Origin of the sequence: Micrococcus sp. KBS0714 (assembly GCF_002008305.4) — a bacterium.
GTDB lineage: Bacteria > Actinomycetota > Actinomycetes > Actinomycetales > Micrococcaceae > Micrococcus > Micrococcus luteus.
This window is the reverse complement of sequence record NZ_CP042169.1, coordinates 1,658,819-1,678,136: the sequence shown is the minus strand read 5'-3', so window position 1 is coordinate 1,678,136 and position 19,318 is coordinate 1,658,819. Positions and strand designations below refer to the sequence as shown.

At 76.0% G+C, this 19,318-nt stretch carries 11 protein-coding genes; 8 read left to right on the top strand and 3 right to left on the bottom strand.

The annotated features are described in order from the left end of the window. Positions 1-12: 12 nt before the first annotated feature. From B1A86_RS07585 to B1A86_RS07575, 3 genes are read left to right on the top strand one after another with little or no spacing between them, the layout of a single operon-like run. Positions 13-423 (top strand): MGMT family protein, encoded by a 411-nt coding sequence (locus B1A86_RS07585; protein WP_036314337.1) that lies wholly within the window; start codon positions 13-15, stop codon positions 421-423. After that, positions 420-3,860 (top strand): ATP-dependent DNA helicase, encoded by a 3,441-nt coding sequence (locus B1A86_RS07580; protein ID WP_078025604.1) that lies wholly within the window; start codon positions 420-422, stop codon positions 3,858-3,860. The genes B1A86_RS07585 and B1A86_RS07580 overlap by 4 nt, the downstream gene beginning before the upstream one ends. Then, positions 3,848-7,378 carry an ATP-dependent DNA helicase gene (locus tag B1A86_RS07575; protein ID WP_036339269.1) on the top strand — a complete coding sequence of 1,177 codons (3,531 nt, stop codon included), beginning with the start codon at positions 3,848-3,850 and terminating at the stop codon, positions 7,376-7,378. Before B1A86_RS07580 ends, B1A86_RS07575 begins: the two co-directional genes overlap by 13 nt. On the opposite strand, the gene B1A86_RS07570 is transcribed toward B1A86_RS07575, so the two are convergent. Next, the gene (locus B1A86_RS07570) at positions 7,353-8,459 is read right to left on the bottom strand and encodes a macrolide 2'-phosphotransferase (RefSeq protein ID WP_036339271.1); all 1,107 of its coding nucleotides are present in this window, start codon (positions 8,457-8,459) and stop codon (positions 7,353-7,355) included. The genes B1A86_RS07575 and B1A86_RS07570 overlap by 26 nt on opposite strands. Positions 8,460-8,531: 72 nt before the next feature. Here B1A86_RS07570 and nudC point away from each other — a divergent pair, with 72 nt between their 5' ends. Next, entirely contained in the window at positions 8,532-9,521 is a 990-nt protein-coding gene (gene nudC, locus B1A86_RS07565) for an NAD(+) diphosphatase (protein WP_078025605.1), read from the top strand. Between the two features lie 15 nt (positions 9,522-9,536). Further along, positions 9,537-11,666, top strand: a complete 2,130-nt coding sequence (locus B1A86_RS07560) for an ATP-dependent DNA helicase UvrD2 (RefSeq protein ID WP_078025606.1) — start codon at positions 9,537-9,539, stop codon at positions 11,664-11,666. 42 nt (positions 11,667-11,708) lie between these two features. Here the strand turns inward: B1A86_RS07560 and B1A86_RS07555 are convergent, their stop codons facing one another. Then, positions 11,709-12,437, bottom strand: a complete 729-nt coding sequence (locus B1A86_RS07555; RefSeq protein ID WP_078025607.1) for a ThiF family adenylyltransferase — start codon at positions 12,435-12,437, stop codon at positions 11,709-11,711. A gap of 97 nt (positions 12,438-12,534) precedes the next feature. Here B1A86_RS07555 and B1A86_RS07550 point away from each other — a divergent pair, with 97 nt between their 5' ends. Next, positions 12,535-13,206 carry a M48 family metallopeptidase gene (locus B1A86_RS07550; RefSeq protein WP_078025608.1) on the top strand — a complete coding sequence of 224 codons (672 nt, stop codon included), beginning with the start codon at positions 12,535-12,537 and terminating at the stop codon, positions 13,204-13,206. 64 nt (positions 13,207-13,270) lie between these two features. Here B1A86_RS07550 and B1A86_RS07545 read toward each other — a convergent pair whose 3' ends face one another. Next, positions 13,271-14,671: a zinc-dependent metalloprotease gene (locus tag B1A86_RS07545; RefSeq protein ID WP_044659760.1), complete on the bottom strand. Its 1,401-nt coding sequence runs from the start codon at positions 14,669-14,671 to the stop codon at positions 13,271-13,273. A gap of 196 nt (positions 14,672-14,867) precedes the next feature. Between B1A86_RS07545 and B1A86_RS07540 the strand changes: the two genes are divergently transcribed. Then, positions 14,868-15,938 (top strand): PDZ domain-containing protein, encoded by a 1,071-nt coding sequence (locus B1A86_RS07540; protein ID WP_236601343.1) that lies wholly within the window; start codon positions 14,868-14,870, stop codon positions 15,936-15,938. 126 nt (positions 15,939-16,064) lie between these two features. Further along, a complete protein-coding gene (locus tag B1A86_RS07535) occupies positions 16,065-19,208 on the top strand; it encodes a UPF0182 family protein (protein ID WP_049147309.1) in 3,144 nt (1,047 codons plus the stop codon). Positions 19,209-19,318: the final 110 nt, after the last annotated feature.

Below are 19,318 nucleotides of genomic sequence, written 5' to 3'. Positions count from 1 at the left end.
CAGGATGGGGTCGTGACCGATCACCCTGTGCTCCCCGGCGCCCGCCACCGCGACGACGGACCGCTCACCCTCGGCGAGGGGCTCGAGGCGCTCGCCCGTCTGGTCCCGCCCGGACGCGCCGTCAGCTACGGGGGGCTGGCCGGCCTGCTGGGGGTCGGCGGTCCGCGGCAGGCCGGCCGGGCGATGGCCGAATCGAGCCCCGGCACGCCGTGGTGGCGGGTGGTCCGGGCCGACGGCTCGCTGCCTCCGGAGCTGGCCGCGCGGGCCGCCGTCGAGCACGAACGCGAGGCCATGCCCCGCACCCCGGCCGGGCGCGTGGACCTGCCCCGGGCCCGCTGGGAGCCCGACGACGGCGCCGCGCGGGCGATCCGTGCGATCGCCGACCGTATCGTGTCCGGGCCCGGTGCGAGGATGAGGCCATGACCAGGGAACACGGGGTGGACCCCTTCGACGACGACGCGGCGGCGCCGGAACGGGCCGCTCGGCTGGTGCGCACGGCCGCCGCGCCCGAGGACCGGATCACGCTGACGGACGAGCAGGAGGCGATCGCCTCGCTCGCCCCCGGGCACAACGCCGTGCTCGTGCTGGGCGCCCCCGGCACGGGGCGCACCACCGTGGCGGTCGAGTACGCGGCCCGCCGGATCGAGGCGGGGCTGGACCCCGAGTCCCTCCTGCTGCTGGCCCCGAGCCGGGATGCGGCGGCGCGGCTGCGCGACGCGCTGACCCGCCGGCTCGCCGCCGCCGGTCGGGGCACCCGCGCCGTCACCCCCGTGCGGACCTGGTCCTCCTACGCGTTCGACCTGCTGCGCCGTGCCCGCGTCACGGGACCGCTGAGGCATCTGGAGGTCGCCCCCCGGCTGCTCACCGGTGCCGAGCAGGACACGGTCATCGCCGAGCTGCTCGAGGGCTACGCCGCCGGCCTCGCCGCCGCGCCGGACTGGCCGGCCGACGTCGCCCCCGCCGTGGAGGCGCGGGGATTCCGCCGCGAGGTCCGCGAGCTCGTGGACCGCATGAGCGAGCTCGGCCTCGAGCCGGGCCGCCTGCAGGAGCTCGGCACCGCCCACGGGCGCCCCGAGTGGGAGGCCGCGGCCGTGCTGCTGCAGGACTACCGGGACCGGATCGACCTGGGCATGGCCGAGGCGTTCGACGCCGCCGGGCTGCTGTCCGCCGCCGTCCGCGTGCTCACCGAGCGGCATCCCGAGGACCCGGAGCGCGACGCCGCGGCGCAGGCGTTCGTGGCGGCGGAGCGGGACCGCCTGGCCGTGCTCGTGGTCGAGGACCTCCACGAGGCCACCCCCGCCGTGCACGACCTGCTCACCGTGCTCGGACGCGGGCGGGACGTGCTGCTCACCGCGTCGCCGGACACCACCGTGGAGGGCTTCCGCGGCGCCCGGCCCGACCTCCTCGCCCGGTACCCCGGGGTCCTCGACCCCGATCCCGTGCCGGGGGCCGCCCCGCCCGCGTCCCCGGACGGGCGCGTCCGGGTGCTGACGCGCGGGCACCGCATGCGCGCCGAGGTCCAGGACGCCTACCTGCGCGTGGCCCGCCGGGTCCGCCAGCGCACCGCCGGCGTCGAACGGACCCGGACCGAGACCGTCCCGGCGGACGGTGACGGCGCCGTCCGCGCGCACGTCGTGCCCACCCGCGCCCACGAGGACCAGCTCGTCCTCGAACGGGTGCTGCGGGTCCACCACGAGGACGGGGTGCCCCTGGACCGGATCCTCGTGGTCGCCCGCTCCGGCTCCCGTGTGGCCGCGCTCGCCCGCCACCTGGAGGCCGAGGGCGTCCCCGTGCTGCGCGACGCCGCCGGGCTCGTGCTGAAGGAGGAGCCCGCCGTCGCGCCCCTGCTCACGCTGGTGGACGCGGCGGGGGCGCTCGCGGAGGATCCGGAGGCCCGGGTCGAGGACGTGCTCGACCCGGACGAGGTCGTGGGACTGCTCACCGGCCGGTACGGGATGGCCAGCGCGCTGCACGTGCGGCGGCTGCGCCAGGACCTGCTGGCCGCCGAGCGGGGCCGGGGCGGCCGGCGCACCTCGGACGCGCTGCTCGCCGCGGCCCTGCTGGACCCGAGCCTGGCCGGCCCCGAGCACGAGCGGCACCGCGCCCTGCGCCGCGTCCACTGGATGCTCCGGGACGGCCTGGAGGCCGCCCGCGCCCCCTCGGCCTCGCCCGAGACCGTGCTGTGGGCGCTGTGGTCCGCCTCCGGTCGGGCCGAGCGGTGGCGTTCGCTCGCGCTGCGGCCCGCCGAGCACGCGAACGACCGCCGCGAGTCCCGCCGGGCGGACGCGGACCTCGACGCCGTCGTCGCCCTGTTCAAGGTGGCCGAGCGCTTCGTGGACCAGTTCCCGGGCGCGTCGCCCGAGTCGTTCGCCGTCTACATGGAGTCCCAGGACCTGCCCGTGGACACCCTGGCCCGCCGTGCCGAGTCCGGTGACGCCGTGCACGTGCGCACCCCCGCCGCGGCGGCCGGCCAGGAGTGGGACACGGTGATCGTCGTGGGCCTGCAGGAGGGCGTGTGGCCGAACACCCGGCTGCGCGGCCAGCTGCTCGGCGCCACCGACCTCGTGGACCTCGTGACCCTGCCCGCGGACGCCCCGTGGCCCACGGATCACCGCACCCGGCTGCGCGAGGTGCGTCAGGACGAGCTGCGCATGCTCGCGGCCGCGGTCTCCCGGGCACGGCGTCAGGTGGTCGTCACGGCCGTCCGCTCGCCGGATGAGGGCCCCTCCGACTTCCTCGACCTGGTGGACCCGCCCGAACGGCTGCCCGCCGAGGCGCGCGACGCCGCCGGCGTCCGGCGGCTCACCGCGGTCCCCGACCCGATCACGGCGCCCGCGCTCGTCGGCCGGCTGCGCCGCGTCCTGGAGGCCGGGGACGAGGCGGACGCGGCCGACGGGGCGACACCCCGGGCGGCGGCGGCCGCCGGCCTGGCGGTCCTCGCCGCGGACGGCGTGGGCGTCGCGGACCCCCGACGCTGGTGGGGCCTGCTGCCGCTGTCCACCGAGGCCGCGCTCGTCGACCCGGAGCGCGAGGTCGTCGCGCTCTCGCCCTCCCGCGTGGAGACGGCCCTGCGCAATCCGTTGGACTGGGTGCTGTACCACGTCGGCGCGAACGCGGGCGGGACCCTCGCCCAGTCCGTGGGCACGCTCGTGCACTCGGTGGCCGAGCACCATCCCGAGGGCGTGCCCGAGGACGTGCGTGCCGAGCTGGAACGCCGCCTGCCCGAACTCGGCCTGCCGGAGGGCTGGATCACGGAGATCGAGCACGACCGGGCCCGTGGCCTGGTGGACGCCTACATCGGCTACTGGAGCATCGCCCGGGCGGCCGGGCGTCGGCCCGTGGCCCAGGAGGTGCGGCTCCTCGCGGACCTGACGTGGGGCGGGACCACCGTCCGGATCACCGGCGTCGTGGACCGGCTCGAGGCGGACGCGCAGGGCCGACCCTTCATCGCCGACCTCAAGACCGGCCGCAGCGCGCCCACCGGTGCGGAGATGGCGCGCCAGCCCCAGCTGGCCGCCTACCAGGTGGCCGTCCGCGCCGGTGGTCTGGAGCAGGTCCGGGACGACCCCGCCACCGACCCCGCCCTGCGCGCCGCGCTCGCCGGGCTGGAGCGGCCCACGACGCCGGCCGGCGCGGCCCTCGTCCAGCTCGGCGCCGGCACCCAGAAGACCAAGGTGCAGGACCAGCCGGCCCTCGAGGACGAGGACACCTGGGCGCTCGAGCAGGTGTTCACGGCGGCCCGCCGCACCACGGGGCCGCGCTTCCTCGCCCTCCACGAGGCCGGCGCCCGTCGGTGCGCGCTGCCCTCCGTCTGTCCGCTCTGCTCCGAAGGAAGGCAGGTCACCGAATGGCCCCGCTGACCGGCGATCCCGCCGCCCCGACCGATCGTCCGCGCGTCGAGGACGCGGTCCACTCGCCGGAGGACATCGCGGCGCGGCTGCGGCTGCCCCCGCCCACGGAGGAGCAGGCCGAGGTGGTCACCGCCCCGCTCACTCCGCGCCTGGTGCTGGCCGGCGCGGGCTCCGGCAAGACCTCCACCATGGCCGACCGGGTGGTCTGGCTCGTGGCCAACGGTCTCGTGCGCCCGGACGAGGTCCTCGGCGTCACGTTCACCCGGAAGGCGGCCGGTGAGCTCGCCGAGCGGATCAACGGGCGCGTGGACGCCCTGCTGCGCTCCGGCCTCGAGATCCCCGGCTTCGACGGCGAGCCCGAGGACCTGGGCCGCGCCTCGGTGTCCACGTACCACTCCTACGCGGGCGCGCTCGTCAGGGACCACGGCCTGCGGATCGGCGTGGAACCGGAGGCGCGGCTGCTGGGGGGCGCGGACGCCCACCGGCTCATGGGCGCCGTCGTGCGTTCGCATCCGGTGGTCGCGGACACCCTCGGCGTGGCCCCGTCCCGGCTCATCACACAGGCCCTGCGGCTGGCCGGGGACATGGCCGAGCACCTGGTGACCGCGGACGAGGTGCGCGGGTTCCTGGCCCGGCTGGCCGAGCAGGGGAGCGCCCTGCCGCTGCCCCCGCGCGCCAAGACCCCCTCGAAGGAGATCCAGGAGTTCCTGACCGGCCTGGCGGACCGCGCCCTCATGGCGGACCTCGTGGCCCGCTACGACGAGGTCAAGCGCGAGCAGGACGTCATGGACTTCGGCGACCTGCTGCGCCACGCGGCGCGCATCGCCGTCGAGGTGCCGGCGGCCGGCGAGCAGGAGCGCGCGCGGTTCCCCGTGGTGCTGCTGGACGAGTTCCAGGACACCTCCCACGCCCAGATGCGGATCTTCGCCGGGCTGTTCGGCCCGCGCGGCCCCGAGGACGACGCGCCCGGGCTGGGGCACTGCGTCACCGCGGTGGGCGACCCCCACCAGTCGATCTACGGCTTCCGCGGCGCCTCCGCCGGACAGCTCTTCGCCTTCCCGCACGCCTTCCCCCGGCTGGAGACCGGTCCCGGCGGCGCCCCGCGGCGTGTGAACGCGGACGTCTCGCACCTGACGATCGCGTGGCGCAACGAGGAGTCGATCCTGGCGGTCGCCAACGCCGTCGCCGCGCCGCTGAACGCCCACGCCGCCGCGGCGGGCGGCGCGCCGGTGGAGGTGCGCACCCTGCGACCCCGACCGGGCGCGGGGGAGGGCGTCGTCCGGGTGGACCGGTTCGTCACCGCGGAGGAGGAGGCCGCCGACGTCGTCGCCCGCCTCGGCGCCCTCACCGGGTCCGGGCCTGGGGGGACCACCCCGAGCCGCGCCGTCCTGTGCCGCACCCGCGCCCAGTTCGGCCCCGTGCTGGACGCGCTCGACGCCGCCGGCCTGCCCTACGAGGTGCTCGGGCTCTCCGGGCTGCTGGCGCTGCCGGAGGTCGCCGAGGTGCTCGCCGTCCTCCACGTGCTGGCCGACCCCACGCGCAGCGACCAGCTCGTCCGCCTGCTCACCGGCCCGCGCTGGCGCATCGGTGTGGCCGACCTCGAGGTGCTCCAGGAGCGCGCCCGGTTCGTCTCGCGGCTGCGGGCCCAGCGGGCCGCCGGTGGGCGGGAGGACCCCGCCGGGGCTGCCCCGGACGCGGCCCCGGACCGGGACGTGAGCCCCGAGGAGGACGCCGACGCCGCCGCCCTGCTGGAGGCCCTCGACTCCCTGCCCGGGGAGGGGACGGACTGGGTCGGCTCCCGCGGCCGCGGCTTCTCACCCGAGGGCCTGGCCCGGCTGAGGGCCGTCAACGCCGAGCTGCGCCGGCTCTCCACGCGCACCGGGGAGGACCCGGCCGACCTCATCGCGGAGGTGATCCGTGAGACGGGGTTGGACGTCGAGGTGGCCCTGCGGCCCGGCGTCTCCGCGGCCGCGGCCCGGCGGCACTTGAACGCGTTCCAGGACGCGGCCCGCGACTTCGGCGCCGGCACCACGGCGACGGACCTGACGGCGTTCCTGGCCTGGACGGAGTCCGTCCTCGAGCACGAGGACGGCCTCGGCGTCGAGAACGCCGAACCCACCCCCGGCCTGGTCCAGGTGCTCACCGCGCACGCCTCGAAGGGGCTCGAGTGGGACGTCGTCGCGGTCCCCGGCCTGCAGGAGGGCACGTTCCCGTCCACGCGGGCGGACCGCTGGACCAGCCCCGGGGCCGGCGCGCTGCCGTGGCCCCTGCGCGGGGACCGCGCGTCGCTGCCGCAGTGGGACGGCTCGTGGGCCCAGGACCAGCGGGACTGGGTCCAGTCGGCCGGCACCAAGTACAGCTCCAAGGCGGCCCAGGAGGGCAACCCGGACCCCTATGCCGTGGCCGTGGCCGCCCACGCCGAGCGCGAGGAGCGGCGCCTGGCCTACGTCGCGTACACGCGCGCGCGATCCGCCCTGTGGCTGAGCACCTCCCTGTTCAAGGGAGTCAACAAGGAGCCCCTGCCGGCCTCGGCCTTCCTCGAGGAGGTGGCCGGTCTGGCGGGGGAGGTGCCCGGCGTCGCGCTCGGCCCCGCCCCCGCCGAGGACGACCTGCCCGAGGCCAACCCCGCCGCGGCCCGGACGCTGGTCGCCCGCTGGCCCTTCGACCCGCTCGACGGCCCGGAGGCCTTCGTCGCCGACCCGGAGGACCCCGAGGACGAGGAACGCTGGCAGCCGCTGCCGCACCGCTCCCGGGCCCGCCGGCACGGGGTGGAGGCGGCCGCCGCGGCCGTGCACGCCGCGGACCCGGCGGCGCTCGGGGACGACCCGGAGCTGGCCCGCCAGGTGGACTGGGTGCTGCTGCGCCGCCGGGACGTCGCCGGGACGGGCGGGGAGACCGCCCTGCCCGAGCACGTCTCCGTGTCCCTCTACGGCGAGCTCGCCGCCGACCCGCAGGCCGTGGCCGAGCAGCTGCGCCGGCCCCTGCCCCGGCCGCCCGCGCACGCGGCGCGACGCGGCACGGCGTTCCACGCGTGGCTCGAGGAGCGCTTCGGGGCCACCGGCATGCTGGACATCGGCTCGGCCGAGGACGCCGCGGACCTGTGGGTCGACGAGGCCCTCGACCTCGGCCCGATGCAGGAGTGGTTCCGCTCCTCGCGCTGGGCGGAGCGCACCCCGGCCTTCGTCGAGGCCCCGGTCGAGACGACGGTCGGCGGGATCACGCTGCGGGGCCGGGTCGACGCGATCTACCGCTCCGGCGGGGACCCCCGCCTGCCCTTCGACCCCGAGGCCGACTGGGAGCTCGTCGACTGGAAGACCGGCGCCGTGCCGCGGGGCCGCGACCTCGAGCTCAAGTCGCTGCAGCTGGCCGTCTACCGGCTCGCCTGGTCACGGCTGCACGGGATCCCGCTGGAACGGATCGGGGCCAGCTTCGTGTACGTGGCCCACGGGCAGGAGCGCTCCTTCCCGGACCTGCCGGGGGAGGAGGAGCTCGAGCGTCACATCACGGACGCCCTGGCCCGCCGTTGATCGGCCGCACCACCTCGACGGCGGGCAGCGACCCCGTCTCCGGGTCCGCGCTCCTCACGGCCGCGGCCTCCCGGGCGTCCTCCGCCGCATCCCGGGCGTCCTCGGCGGCGTCGGCGGCCGCGTCGGCCTCCGCCTGGCGCGCGGCCGCCTCCTGCGCGGCGCGCACGTCGCCCTCGAGCTCGGCCAGCATGGCCTCCGCCTCGGCGACCATCCCCTCGTCGTGCCGGTCCAGGCCCCGCGTGAGCCACTGGGAGAGGGCGAACTCGGCGAGCAGCGCCGCACGGCGCATCAGGTGGGCGTCGCCGTCGTCGGCGGCCCCCGCGTCGGCCCGCCGGGCCGCGTAGGCGTCGAGGACGCGGTCGGCCAGGTCCGGGTCCGTGGCGGCGGCCAGCCAGGCGACGTCGCCGGCGGGGTCGCCCACGTGCAGGTCCGTCCAGCCCGTCACGCCCACCACGCGGCCGCGCTCGAGGAGCAGGTTGTCCTCGTGCAGGTCACCGTGCACGGGCACCGGGGTGAACCGCCACAGGGCCTCCTCCTCCATGGCCTCCTCCCAGCGGCGCAGCAGCAGGGGTGGCACGCGGCCGGAGGTGGCCGCCTGGTCGAGGGCGTGGAGGTGGCGCTGCCGGATCTGCTCCGCCGTGTAGGAGGGCAGGTCCGCGTGGTCCACGACGTCCGAGGGCAGCGTGTGGATCGCGGCCAGCACACGGCCCACGTCCTGCACCGCGGGCTCGCCGAGCCGGGCCAGCTCGTCCAGGGTGACGGGACGCCCGGGCATGTCCTGGTAGACGAAGGTGCGCAGCCCCTCGAGCCGCACCGCGCCCGCCACGGAGGGCGTGCGGAACGGCAGGCCGGCGCGCACCGCCGGGGTCAGGCCCGCCAGCACCTGCAGCTCCGTCTCGAGACGGATGCCCGCCTCCGGGGTGCGGGGCGAGCGGACACGCCACCGCTGGCCCTCACCGTCCACGACGACGGCGGTCGAGAAGTCCGCGGGGTCGTCCGGGCTCGCCTCCACGGAGACGGGGGCGAGGCCAGGGACGGCCGCGGCGGCCAGGGCTGCGAGACGAAGGGGCTGACGATCCACCCCTCCAGCCTAGGCGCGGAACGCCCTCCCCCGTCGCCGGGCGCACCGGAGACGGGTCGCTAGCCTGGACGCATGGCTTCCTGCCCCCCGTCTTCGTCCGACCCCACCGTCGCACCACCCCTGGCCCTGCCGCTGGCCCGCGAGGAGCTGGACCGCGGTGCCGTGGCCCGCCTCGACCCGGGCCACCTGGCGGCGTCCTGGGCGCGCGAGGGGACGGAGGTCCTGTGGCTGCAGGGCGGCCGCGCACCGGTCGCGGACGGCCGGCTCGTCTTCACCGCGCCCTCCGGTCCCGTGCCGGCCGAGGCCGCGTATCTGGGCCGCGGCACCGCGGCGGACCGGGGCCCGCACGGGCGGGAGCGCGAGGTGGTCTCCGTCGCCGTCGAGCCGCCGGCGGCCCTGCCCGAGGACGCGGCCACCGCGCTCGCGGACGCCGTGTGGGTCGGCCTCCGCGACGCGGCCGCCGCCCTCAGCGACGCGGACACCGGGCTGTTCGTGGCCGCCGTCGCGAACGCCAACTGGCACGCCACCCACCGCTTCTGCGCGTTCTGCGGCGGCGTCACGGACGTCGAGGCGGCCGGCTGGGTGCGTCGCTGCCGCGACTGCTCCCGGGAGCAGTTCCCGCGCACGGACCCGGCGGTGATCGTGGCCGTCATCGACCCGGCCGGGCGGATCCTGCTGGGCCGCAACGCGGCGTGGCCCGAGGGGCTGTACTCCTGCCTGGCCGGGTTCGTGGAGCCGGGGGAGTCCCTCGAGCACGCGGTGGTCCGGGAGATCGCGGAGGAGTCCGGGGTCACGGTGACGCAGCCGCGCTACCGCGGCTCCCAGCCGTGGCCGTTCCCGCGCTCGCTCATGCTCGGGTTCACCGCGCTGGCACCGGCCGGCGCCGAGCCGGTTCCGGACGGCGAGGAGATCCTCTCCGTGCGCTGGTTCGAGCGGGAGGAGCTCGCGCGTCTGGCCCGCGAGGGCGACGTCACCCTGCCCGGGGCCGTGTCCATCGCGCGGGCGCTCATCGAGGATTGGTACGGTGGGACGCTGCCCGATGCGCAGACCCTGATCACCTAGGAGGACTCGTCCCGCATGAGCACTCCCGACGAGATCCTCCGCGGCCTCGACCCGGAGCAGCGCCGGGCCGCCACGGCCCTGCACGGGCCCGTCTGCATCCTGGCCGGCGCCGGCACCGGCAAGACCCGCGCCATCACGCACCGCATCGCCTACGGCGTCGCCTCCGGCGTCTTCGACCCGCACCGCACCCTCGCCCTGACCTTCACGGCGCGTGCGGCCGCGGAGATGCGCACCCGCCTGCGCGACCTCGGCGTGGCCGGCGTCCAGGCCCGCACCTTCCACTCCGCTGCCCTGCGCCAGCTGCAGTACTTCTGGCCCCAGGCCGTGGGCGGCCCCATGCCCTCGCTGATCGAGAACAAGGTGCGCCTGCTCACCGAGGTCGCCCAGCGCATGCGGATGACCGTGGACCGGGCCGGACTGCGCGACCTCGCCGGCGAGATCGAATGGGCCAAGGTCTCCCTGCACGCCCCCGAGGGCTACGCCGAGGCCGCGAAGGAGCGGGAGATGCCCGCCGGCTGGACCGCCACCACCGTCGCCCGTCTCTACACCGGCTACGAGGAGGCCAAGACAGCCCGGAACATGATCGACTTCGAGGACGTGCTGCTGATCCTCGTGGGGATCCTGTCCACCGAGCCGCAGATCGCGGCCACGATCCGGGACCAGTACCGCGTGTTCGTGGTGGACGAGTACCAGGACGTCTCGCCGCTGCAGCACCGCCTGCTCGACCTCTGGCTCGGCGACCGCGGCGACCTGTGCGTCGTCGGCGACGCCTCCCAGACGATCTACTCGTTCACGGGCGCGACCTCCCGCTTCCTCACCGACTTCCGTGAGCGGTACCCCGCGGCCACGGTGGTCCGGCTCGTGCGCGACTACCGGTCCAGCCCGCAGATCGTGGAGGCGGCCAACCGCCTGCTGGCGGACCGCACCAAGGCGGGGGAGCGGGACCGCACGATGCCGCGCTGGCCCGACCCCCTCGAGCTCGTCTCCCAGCGGCCGGCCGGCCCCGACCTCGTGTTCGCGGAGTGCACCGACGACGAGGCCGAGGCCGGCTGGGTCGCCGACCGGATCGCGGCGCTGATCGACGACGGCGTGCCCGCCTCCGAGATCGCCGTCCTGTTCCGCACCAACGGCCAGTCCCAGGCCTTCGAGACGGCGCTGTCCTCGGCGGGGATCGGCTACCAGCTGCGCGGCGGCGAGCGGTTCTTCTCCCGGCGCGAGGTGCGCGACGGGATCCTGCAGCTGCGGGCGGCCGCCCGCGCGGCCCAGGACCTGACGGGCGACGACGTCACGGACCGGGTGCGGGACGTGCTCTCCTCGCTCGGCTACTCCGCCGAACCGCCGTCGGCCACCGGCGCGGCCCGTGAACGGTGGGAGTCCCTGCACGCCCTCGTCAACCTCGCCGACCAGCTCGCCACGACGCGCGGGGCCGAGTTCACGCTGACCGAGCTCGTGGCCGAGCTCGACGAGCGGGCCCAGCACCAGCACGCGCCGACGGTGCAGGGCATCACCCTGGCCTCGCTGCACTCGGCCAAGGGCCTCGAGTGGGATGCGGTGTTCCTCGTGGGCCTGTCCGAGGGGCTCATGCCGATCTCCTTCGCGGAGACCCAGGCCGAGGTGGACGAGGAACGGCGCCTGCTCTACGTGGGGATCACGCGTGCCCGCCAGCACCTGTCGCTGACGTGGACGCTCTCGCGGGGCACGGGCGGGCGCTCCACCCGGCGGCCCTCCCGGTTCCTGTGGGCCATCGACCCGACCCTCGGCGGCACCCGCGAGCACGCCCCGGCCCGCGGATCCGCGGCCGGCCCGACGGCGCCGCGGCGCCGGGGTGCGAAGGTCGCCGTGTGCCGCACGTGCGGCAAGCCCCTCGAGACGGGAGCCGAGCGCAAGGTCGGCCGCTGCCTGGACTGCCCCGCCACCTACGACGAGGCGGTGCTCGAGGAGCTGCGCGACTGGCGCACCCGCACGGCCGCCGAGATGCGGATGCCCGCGTTCGTGGTGTTCACGGACGCCACCCTCGTGGCCATCGCCGAGGCCATGCCGAGGACCCCGGCAGAGCTCCTGAAGGTGCCCGGCCTCGGCAAGGCCAAGCTGGAGAAGCACGGACCGGAGCTGCTCGAGCTGCTGCACGGCACCCCGACGGCCTGAGCCGCGGGCCCGCACCCCGTTCCGCCGGCGGCGCCGCCCCCGTCAGAACGCCCAGCCGAGCGCGTCCGGGTCGCAGGCGCAGCCGGGCCGGGGGCGGACCTTCACTCGGCGCGTGCGTCCCGTCACCCGATCGGCCCGCAGCACGCCGGGGGCCGGTCCGGTCCGCAGCGCGTCCACGGTCAGCACGGCGGCCCGCAGCGCCGCGAGCCCGTCCACCTGTCCCCGGTGCGCCGACGGGCCGGGCGCCGTCGGGGCACCGGGGACGCCCGCCGGGTCCGCGGGCCATCGGCACAGCGGGCACCCGCGCACCACGGGGGCGCACCACGGTCCGACCGTGACCGCTCTCGGCCCCACCGTGACCGGCAGCAGCGGGTGGTCGGCGGCGAGGGCGTGCGCGGCCAGGTCCGCGTCGAGCACGGACCCCACCGCCACCGTCGCCTGCCCCACGAGCACCGGCACCGGGCCGTGGTGCGCGTAGAGGCGCAGCCCGGGGGCCACATCGCCCAGCCGGCGCGCGAGCGCACCCGCCCGGGGCCGACCGAGGTCCCCGGGCAGCAGGCCGGTCCCCAGGTCCGCGGCGTCGACGGGCCGCGGATCCCACAGGGCCAGGCGCAGCGCCCCGGCCCCCGCGAGTGCGTGGGCGATCGCCGCGCCCACCGCGTCGAGGCCCGCCACATGGACGTCGGTCGGCGGGGCCCACGCCCCCGGCTCCAGCGCTGACGCGGCGGCGTCATGAGGGACGGTGGTGACGGTCTCGGCGACGGTGCGCACGGCTCTCCTCTCAGCTCGGTGCCTCCCACCCTGCCAGGGCACTCCCGGACCGCGCCGGATTGTCCACAGCCTGCTGCCCATGCCGGACAATGGCCGGATGCGCCCTGTCCCGCCCACCCCCGGCCGCCCTCCCCGTGCTGTCCCGGCCGCCCACCGCGGTCCCGCCCGCGAGAGCATCGATCTGGACTGGGAGGGCACGCCCGTGCGGCTCGTGCGCTCCACGGCCCGCACCCGCACCGTCTCGGCGGCGTGGCGCGACGGCCGCCTGCAGGTCAATGTCCCGGCCCGGCTCTCGGCCGCGCAGGAGCGCGAGTGGATCGGCCGGATGGTTGCGAAGGTGGGCGCACGCGGCGGGACGGGGCAGCCCGCGGCCGACCCGGACGGCCGCCCCGCCGACGCCCGCTCCGACGACGCGCTCCTGGCCTGGGCGGGACGGCTCTCGGCGGCGCACCTGGGCGGGCGGGCCCGTCCGGTCGCGGTCACGTGGTCGGCCCGGCAGCGCCGCCGCTGGGGCTCGTGCACGCCGGCCCGCGGCACCATCCGGCTCTCGACGCAGCTGCGCGGCATGCCGGACTGGGTGGTGGCGGCGGTGCTCGTCCACGAGCTGGCCCATCTGCTGGAGTCCGGACACGGCCCGGCCTTCCGACGCCTCGTGGACCGGTACCCGCGCTACGCCGAGGCGATGGCCTTCCTCGAGGGGGTCACCTTCGCCGAGGGCCGCGGTCGCACGGCGCCGGACCGGTGGGCGGAGGACGAGGACGCGGGCTGACACGACGGCGGGCGGCCCGCACCCGAGGTGCCGGACCGCCCGCCGCCGTCGTGCCGGGAGGGGCTCAGCCCTCGCGCGGCGCGTCGCCGAAGCCGCCCTCGAGGAGCTTGCGCAGCTCGTCGTCGAGGGACTCGGCGCTGGCGTCCGCGGCGGAGCGGCGCCCGGCGTACCCGGCGGGGTCCTCGAGGTCCTCCGCCGTGGGCTGACGCTCGGGATGGCGCCAGATCTCCTCGCGGTACTCCGTGCCGTGCTCGGCCGTGACGTGCTCCCAGAACGCGGCGGCCTCGCGCAGGCGGCGCGGGCGCAGCTCGAGGCCCACGAGGGCGGCGAAGGCCTGTTCGGCCGGGCCACCCGAGGCGCGGCGGCGGTTCATGGTCTCGCGCAGGGCGGCCGCCGACTCGAGGGGGCGCGCGGCCTCGGCGACCACCACGTCCACCCAGCCCTCCACGAGGGCGACGAGCAGCTCCAGCTGGTCCAGCGCGGCCTGCTGGGTGGCGTCCGGGGCGGCGATGAAGGACGCCCCGTCGAACACGGCCTGCAGGGAGCCGGGGTCCATCGGGTCCACCGACTGCGCGGCCCGCTCGATGCCCTCGGTGTCCAGGCGGATGCCCGCGGCGTACTGCTCGACGGCGGCGTACAGGTCCCGCTCGAGCCACGGCGAGTGCAGGAACAGGCGCATGCGTGCGGCCTCGCGCAGGGCCAGGTAGATGCGGATCTGGTCGTCCGGCACCGAGAGCCCGTCGCCGAACTCCTCGATGTTCACGGGGACGAGGGCGAGACGGTGGCCGGCGACGGGCAGGCCGATGTCCGTGCCCGAGAGCACCTCCTTGCCCAGGGCGCCCACGGCGCCGCCGAGCTGCAGGCCGAACATCGTGCCGCCCATGTTCTTCAGCATGGGCTGCAGCCCGCCGAGCAGGGAGGCGTCCATGCCCTCGGGGAGCTGGCCCGGCAGCTGCTGCTCGATGGCCGCGGACATCGCGCGGGACATCGAGACGGCCACGGGCTCGGTGAGCCGGCGCCACTGGTCCATGGTCGCCTCGACCCACTCGGCACGGGACCAGGCCACGCCGACGCTGCCGACGGGCTCGGTCTGCGTGACGCCGTCGAGCCACAGCTCGGCCAGCCGCAGCGCCTCGTCCACCTCGCGTCGCGCGAACGAGCCGACGGCCGGGTCCTCGCCGGCCACGGCCTGGCGGGCGGCCTGCTTCGCCAGAGCCCAGTTCACGGGGCCGTCCGAGCCGGAGCCGGAGCTCATCATCGCCTGGAACTGGGCCATGGCCTGCTGCATCATGGCCGGATTCAGCTGGGACGGGTCGAAGGGCACCCCGCCGGGGCCGCCCAGGCCCTCCATGGCGCGTCGGACTTCGTCCGGGTCGGGGCCCTGGCCGCCGAAGAGCTGCCGCAGCATCTCCTCCAGGGGGTCGCGGCCGTCGTCGGATCCGGGCGTGCGCGCGTCGTTGCTCATGTCTCCAGCGTATCCGCGTCGGCGCGGCGCGCCCGCCCTCCCGACGTCGCGGCGGCGCGGTTCGCCCATGGCGCACGGCGTCGCGCGGGGCAGGCGGGGGTCGCGGCCCCGCGTAGACTGGTGTGACCGTCGCCGCGCGGCCCGTGCCCGGCGGCGAGGACGGCCCGATCAGGACCCCCAGGAAAGACGGTGTCGCGTGCGCGCAGTGCCCTCGAGGACCACCCGCGCCGCCCGCGTGCCCTTCTCCGGATGGCTCGCCCTGGGCAGCGCCGGGCTGGCACTGCTGGCCCCCACCCCCTACATCCTCGAGGGCCCCGGCCCCGCCGTGGACCTGCTGGGCGAACGCGAGGGTCGACCCGTGCTGCGCGTCGAGGGCGGCGAGGCGGACCCGGGTGAGGGGACCCTGCACATGACCACCGTGATGGTCGGGGGTCCTCCCATCGGCACCACCTCCCTGCTCGACCTCGGCCGCGGCCTGACGGACCCCGCCGTGGACGTGGCCCCGCGCGAGCTGATGTATCCCACCGGCGTCACCTCCGACGAGGTCGGCGAGGCCAATTCGGCGGCCATGTCGGACTCCCAGCAGACCGCGACCGCCGCGGCCCTGCACGAGCTCGGACGCGAGGTGCCCCAGCGGCTCGTCGTGCAGCAGCTCGTGCCCGGCGGGCCCGCCGAGGGCGTCCTGCGGGCCGGGGACGAGGTGATCGCCGCCGAGGGACGGCCCGTGGCCGACCTGGAGGCCGTGCGCGCCGCCGTCGGGGCCGCGGGGCCCGACCCGGTCACGCTGACGGTCCGCCGCGACGGCGTGGAGCAGGACCTCGAGGTGCCGGTGGCGGCCGCCCCCGAGGGCGCGCCCCAGCCGTGGCAGATGGGGGCCCTGATCGAGACCGCCTACGACGTCCCGGTGGACGTCGAGCTGACCGTGCCGGACATCGGCGGACCTTCGGCGGGTCTGATGTTCGCGCTCACCGTGATCGAGCGGCTGACCCCGGGGGCGATGACGGGGGGCGCCTCGATCGCCGGAACGGGCACGATCACGGGGGACGGCGTCGTGGGTCCCATCGGCGGGATCCCGCAGAAGGTGCGCGGCGCCGCCGAGGCGGGGGCCACGACGTTCCTCGCCCCCACGGCGAACTGCGAGGAGCTGGCCGGCCGTGTGCCCGAGGGTCTGACGGTGTACCCCGTGGACACGCTGGGCCAGGCCCGCGACATCGTCGAGGCGGTGGCCCGGGGGGAGAGCCCGGCCGCCGCCCGGACGTGCGGCTGAGCCGACGCACACCAGGACCACCAGACCACCAGACCACCAGACCACCAGACCGGACGACATGTCCGGGGCGCAGCGCCCCGGACCGGAGCAGAGCCCCGCGGACGCGGGAGGGAAGAGGACAGAGCAGTGAGCTTCGGACAGGGAGGCGGCGGACCGTTCGGCGGCCCGCCCCGTGACGGCGGCGGGACCGCCGGGGGCCAGTCCGGCCCGTTCGGGGCGTTCGGCCCCTTCGGCGGCGCCCCGCGCGGCCCGGGCGACGACGGCGACCGCGGTCCTGGTGGCCCGTTCGGCGGGGGCGGGTCCTCCGCCGCGCGCGGCAGGGGCCGGCCGGGCCGGCCGAGCGCGCTCGTGCTGACCATCATCGCGGTGGCCGTGCTCGTGGGGCTGTTCGTGGTGTTCACGAACGTCTACACGGACGTGCTGTGGTTCTCGCAGCTGGGCTTCACCGAGGTCTTCTGGACCGAGGTCCTCGCCAAGGCCGCGCTGTTCCTGATCGCCGGGCTCGGGATGGCCCTCGCCGTGTGGCTGGCGATCCGCACGGCCTGGCGCCACCGTCCCGCGGACGCGTCCGCGGCCGCGCGGGACTCGCTCAGCCAGGCCCAGCGCCAGCTCGAGCCCATCCGCCGCCTGGTGTTCCTGGGTGTCCCGCTCGTGCTCGGCGTGTTCGCCGGCTCCACCGCGATGAACGGCTGGAACACGGTCCTGCTGTTCCTGAACCAGGTGCCCTACGGCCAGGCGGACCCGGAGTTCGGCCTGGACCTCATGTTCTTCATGGCCACCCTGCCGTTCCTGACGCTCATGGTCGGGTACCTGATCTCGGTGGTCCTGGTCTCCGGCATCACCGGTCTGCTCGTGCACTACCTGTACGGCGCGGTGCGCGTGGAGGAGGGCGGCAGCGTGCGGATCACCCCGGCGGCGCGCGCCCACATCGGCATCACCCTGGCCGTGTTCCTGCTGCTGCAGGGCGTCAACTTCTGGCTCAACCGCTACCGCACCACGCAGTCGCAGACCGGCAACTGGGCCGGCGCGCTCTACACGGACGTGAACGCGGTCATCCCGACGTCGGCGATCCTGGCGGTCACGGCCGTGATCGTGGCCGGCCTGTTCGTGTGGACGGTGGTCTCGGGCCGGTGGCGGCTGTCGCTGATCGGCACCGCGGTCCTGGTCATCACGGCGCTCGTGGTGGGCACGGCGTACCCCTTCATCGTGCAGGAGTACCAGGTGAAGCCGTCCGAGCGCACGCTCGAATCCCAGTACATCGAGCGGAACATCGCCATGACGCGCGAGGCGTACGGCCTGGACGACGTCGAGGTGACGAACTATGAGGGCGCCACGGACCCCGAGGCCGGGGCCCTGGCGGGCGAGGAGGCCAACACGGCCAACGTCCGTCTCATGGACCCGAACCTGATCTCCCAGACCTTCGGGCAGCTCCAGCAGTTCCGTCCGTACTACTCGTTCCCCACCACGCTGCACGTGGACCGCTACGAGGTGGACGGCCAGACGCGGGACACCATCCTGGCGGCCCGTGACGTCAACGTGGACGACATGCAGTCGTGGGTGAACCGCCACACCATCTACACGCACGGCTACGGCATGGTCGTGGCCGACGCCTCCGAGGTCGCGGCCGGCGGCCGGCCCCAGTGGCTGCTCTCCGAGATCCCGACGCGCGGGCCGCTGGCCTCCGACCAGGACTACGAGCCGCGCATCTACTTCGGGCTCAACTCGCCCTCGTACTCGGTGGTGGGTGCGCCCGAGGGCGCGCCGGCCGTCGAACGCGACCGGCCGCAGACGGCCGACTCCCAGGAGGACACGGCGTACACCTTCTCCGGCGACGGCGGCCCCTCGGTGGGCAACCTGTTCAACCGGCTCGCGTACGCGGTGAAGTTCGGCTCGCCCGAGCTGGTGCTGTCCTCGGACGTGAACGAGGCCTCGCAGATCCTCTACGACCGCGACCCGGCCGAGCGCGTCCGCAAGGTCGCGCCCTACCTGACGGTGGACACCGCCCCCTACCCGGCGATCGTCGACGGCCGCGTGCAGTGGATCGTGGACGCCTACACGACCTCGGACCAGTTCCCGTACTCCACCGCGCAGCAGCTGGGCGAGGTCACGGTGGACTCCCTGAGCCAGGGCCAGAACCCGGCGCTCCAGGGCCGGGTGAACTACATCCGCAACTCGGTGAAGGCGACGGTGGACGCGTACGACGGCTCGGTGTCTCTCTACGCGTGGGACGACCAGGATCCGCTGCTGCAGGCCTGGCAGAACGTCTACCCGTCCTCGCTGCGCCCGTACTCGGAGATGAGCGCCGGACTCCTGGACCACGTCCGCTACCCGGAGGACATGTTCAAGGTCCAGCGCGAGCTGCTCGGCCGCTACCACGTGACCGACGCGGACGACTTCTACGAGAACAACGACGCGTGGTCCGTGCCGTCGGACCCCACGCGCGAGGAGGACGTCAAGCAGCCGCCGTACTACATGACGCTGCAGATGCCCGGCCAGGACGAGCCGGCGTTCTCCCTCACCAGCAGCTACATACCGCAGATCACGGACGGTGCCCAGCAGCGCAACGTGCTCTACGGGTTCCTCTCCGCCGCCGGCGACGCCGGCACGGGGGAGGACGGCGTGAAGGCCGAGGGCTACGGGCAGCTCCGACTGCTCGAGCTGCCGCGGTCCACCACGGTGCCCGGCCCGGGCCAGGCGCAGGCCAACTTCGACTCGAACGCGGACGTCTCGCGGGAGCTGAACCTGCTGCGCCAGGGCGCGTCCGAGGTGCTCAACGGCAACATGATCACCCTGCCGGTGGCCGGCGGCATCCTCTACGTCCAGCCGGTGTACGTCCGCTCCTCGGGCGGCACCACCTACCCGACGCTGCGCAAGGTGCTCGTCTCCTTCGGCGACAAGGTCGGCTTCGCGGACACCCTCCAGGAGGCCCTGGACCAGGTGTTCGACGGGGACTCGGGCGCGGTCACCCCGGAGGAGAAGCAGGCGGAGGCGCCCGCGCCGGGCGAGGAGCCGACGGCTCCGGGCACCGTCGAGGAGGAGCTCTCGGCGGCCCTCGAGGAGGCTCAGGACGCCCTGACCCAGGGCCAGGAGCGTCTGGCCGAGGGCGACTGGGCCGGCTACGGCGAGCAGCAGAAGCGTCTCAACGAGGCCCTGAAGCGTGCCACCGCCGCCGACGACGCCCTGGGCGGCGACGCGCCTGCCCAGGAGCAGGCCCCGGCCGAGGCGAGCCCCGCGCCGTCGTCGAGCCCCAGCCCGACGCCGAGCGGCTGAGTCGGCGCCGGCGGGCCGGGCCCGCCGGACCGTCGACGACGGCCCCGGCCACGCACCGCGCGTGGTCGGGGCCGCTGTCGTCTCGGGGCAGGTGGCCGCCGCATGGCCGC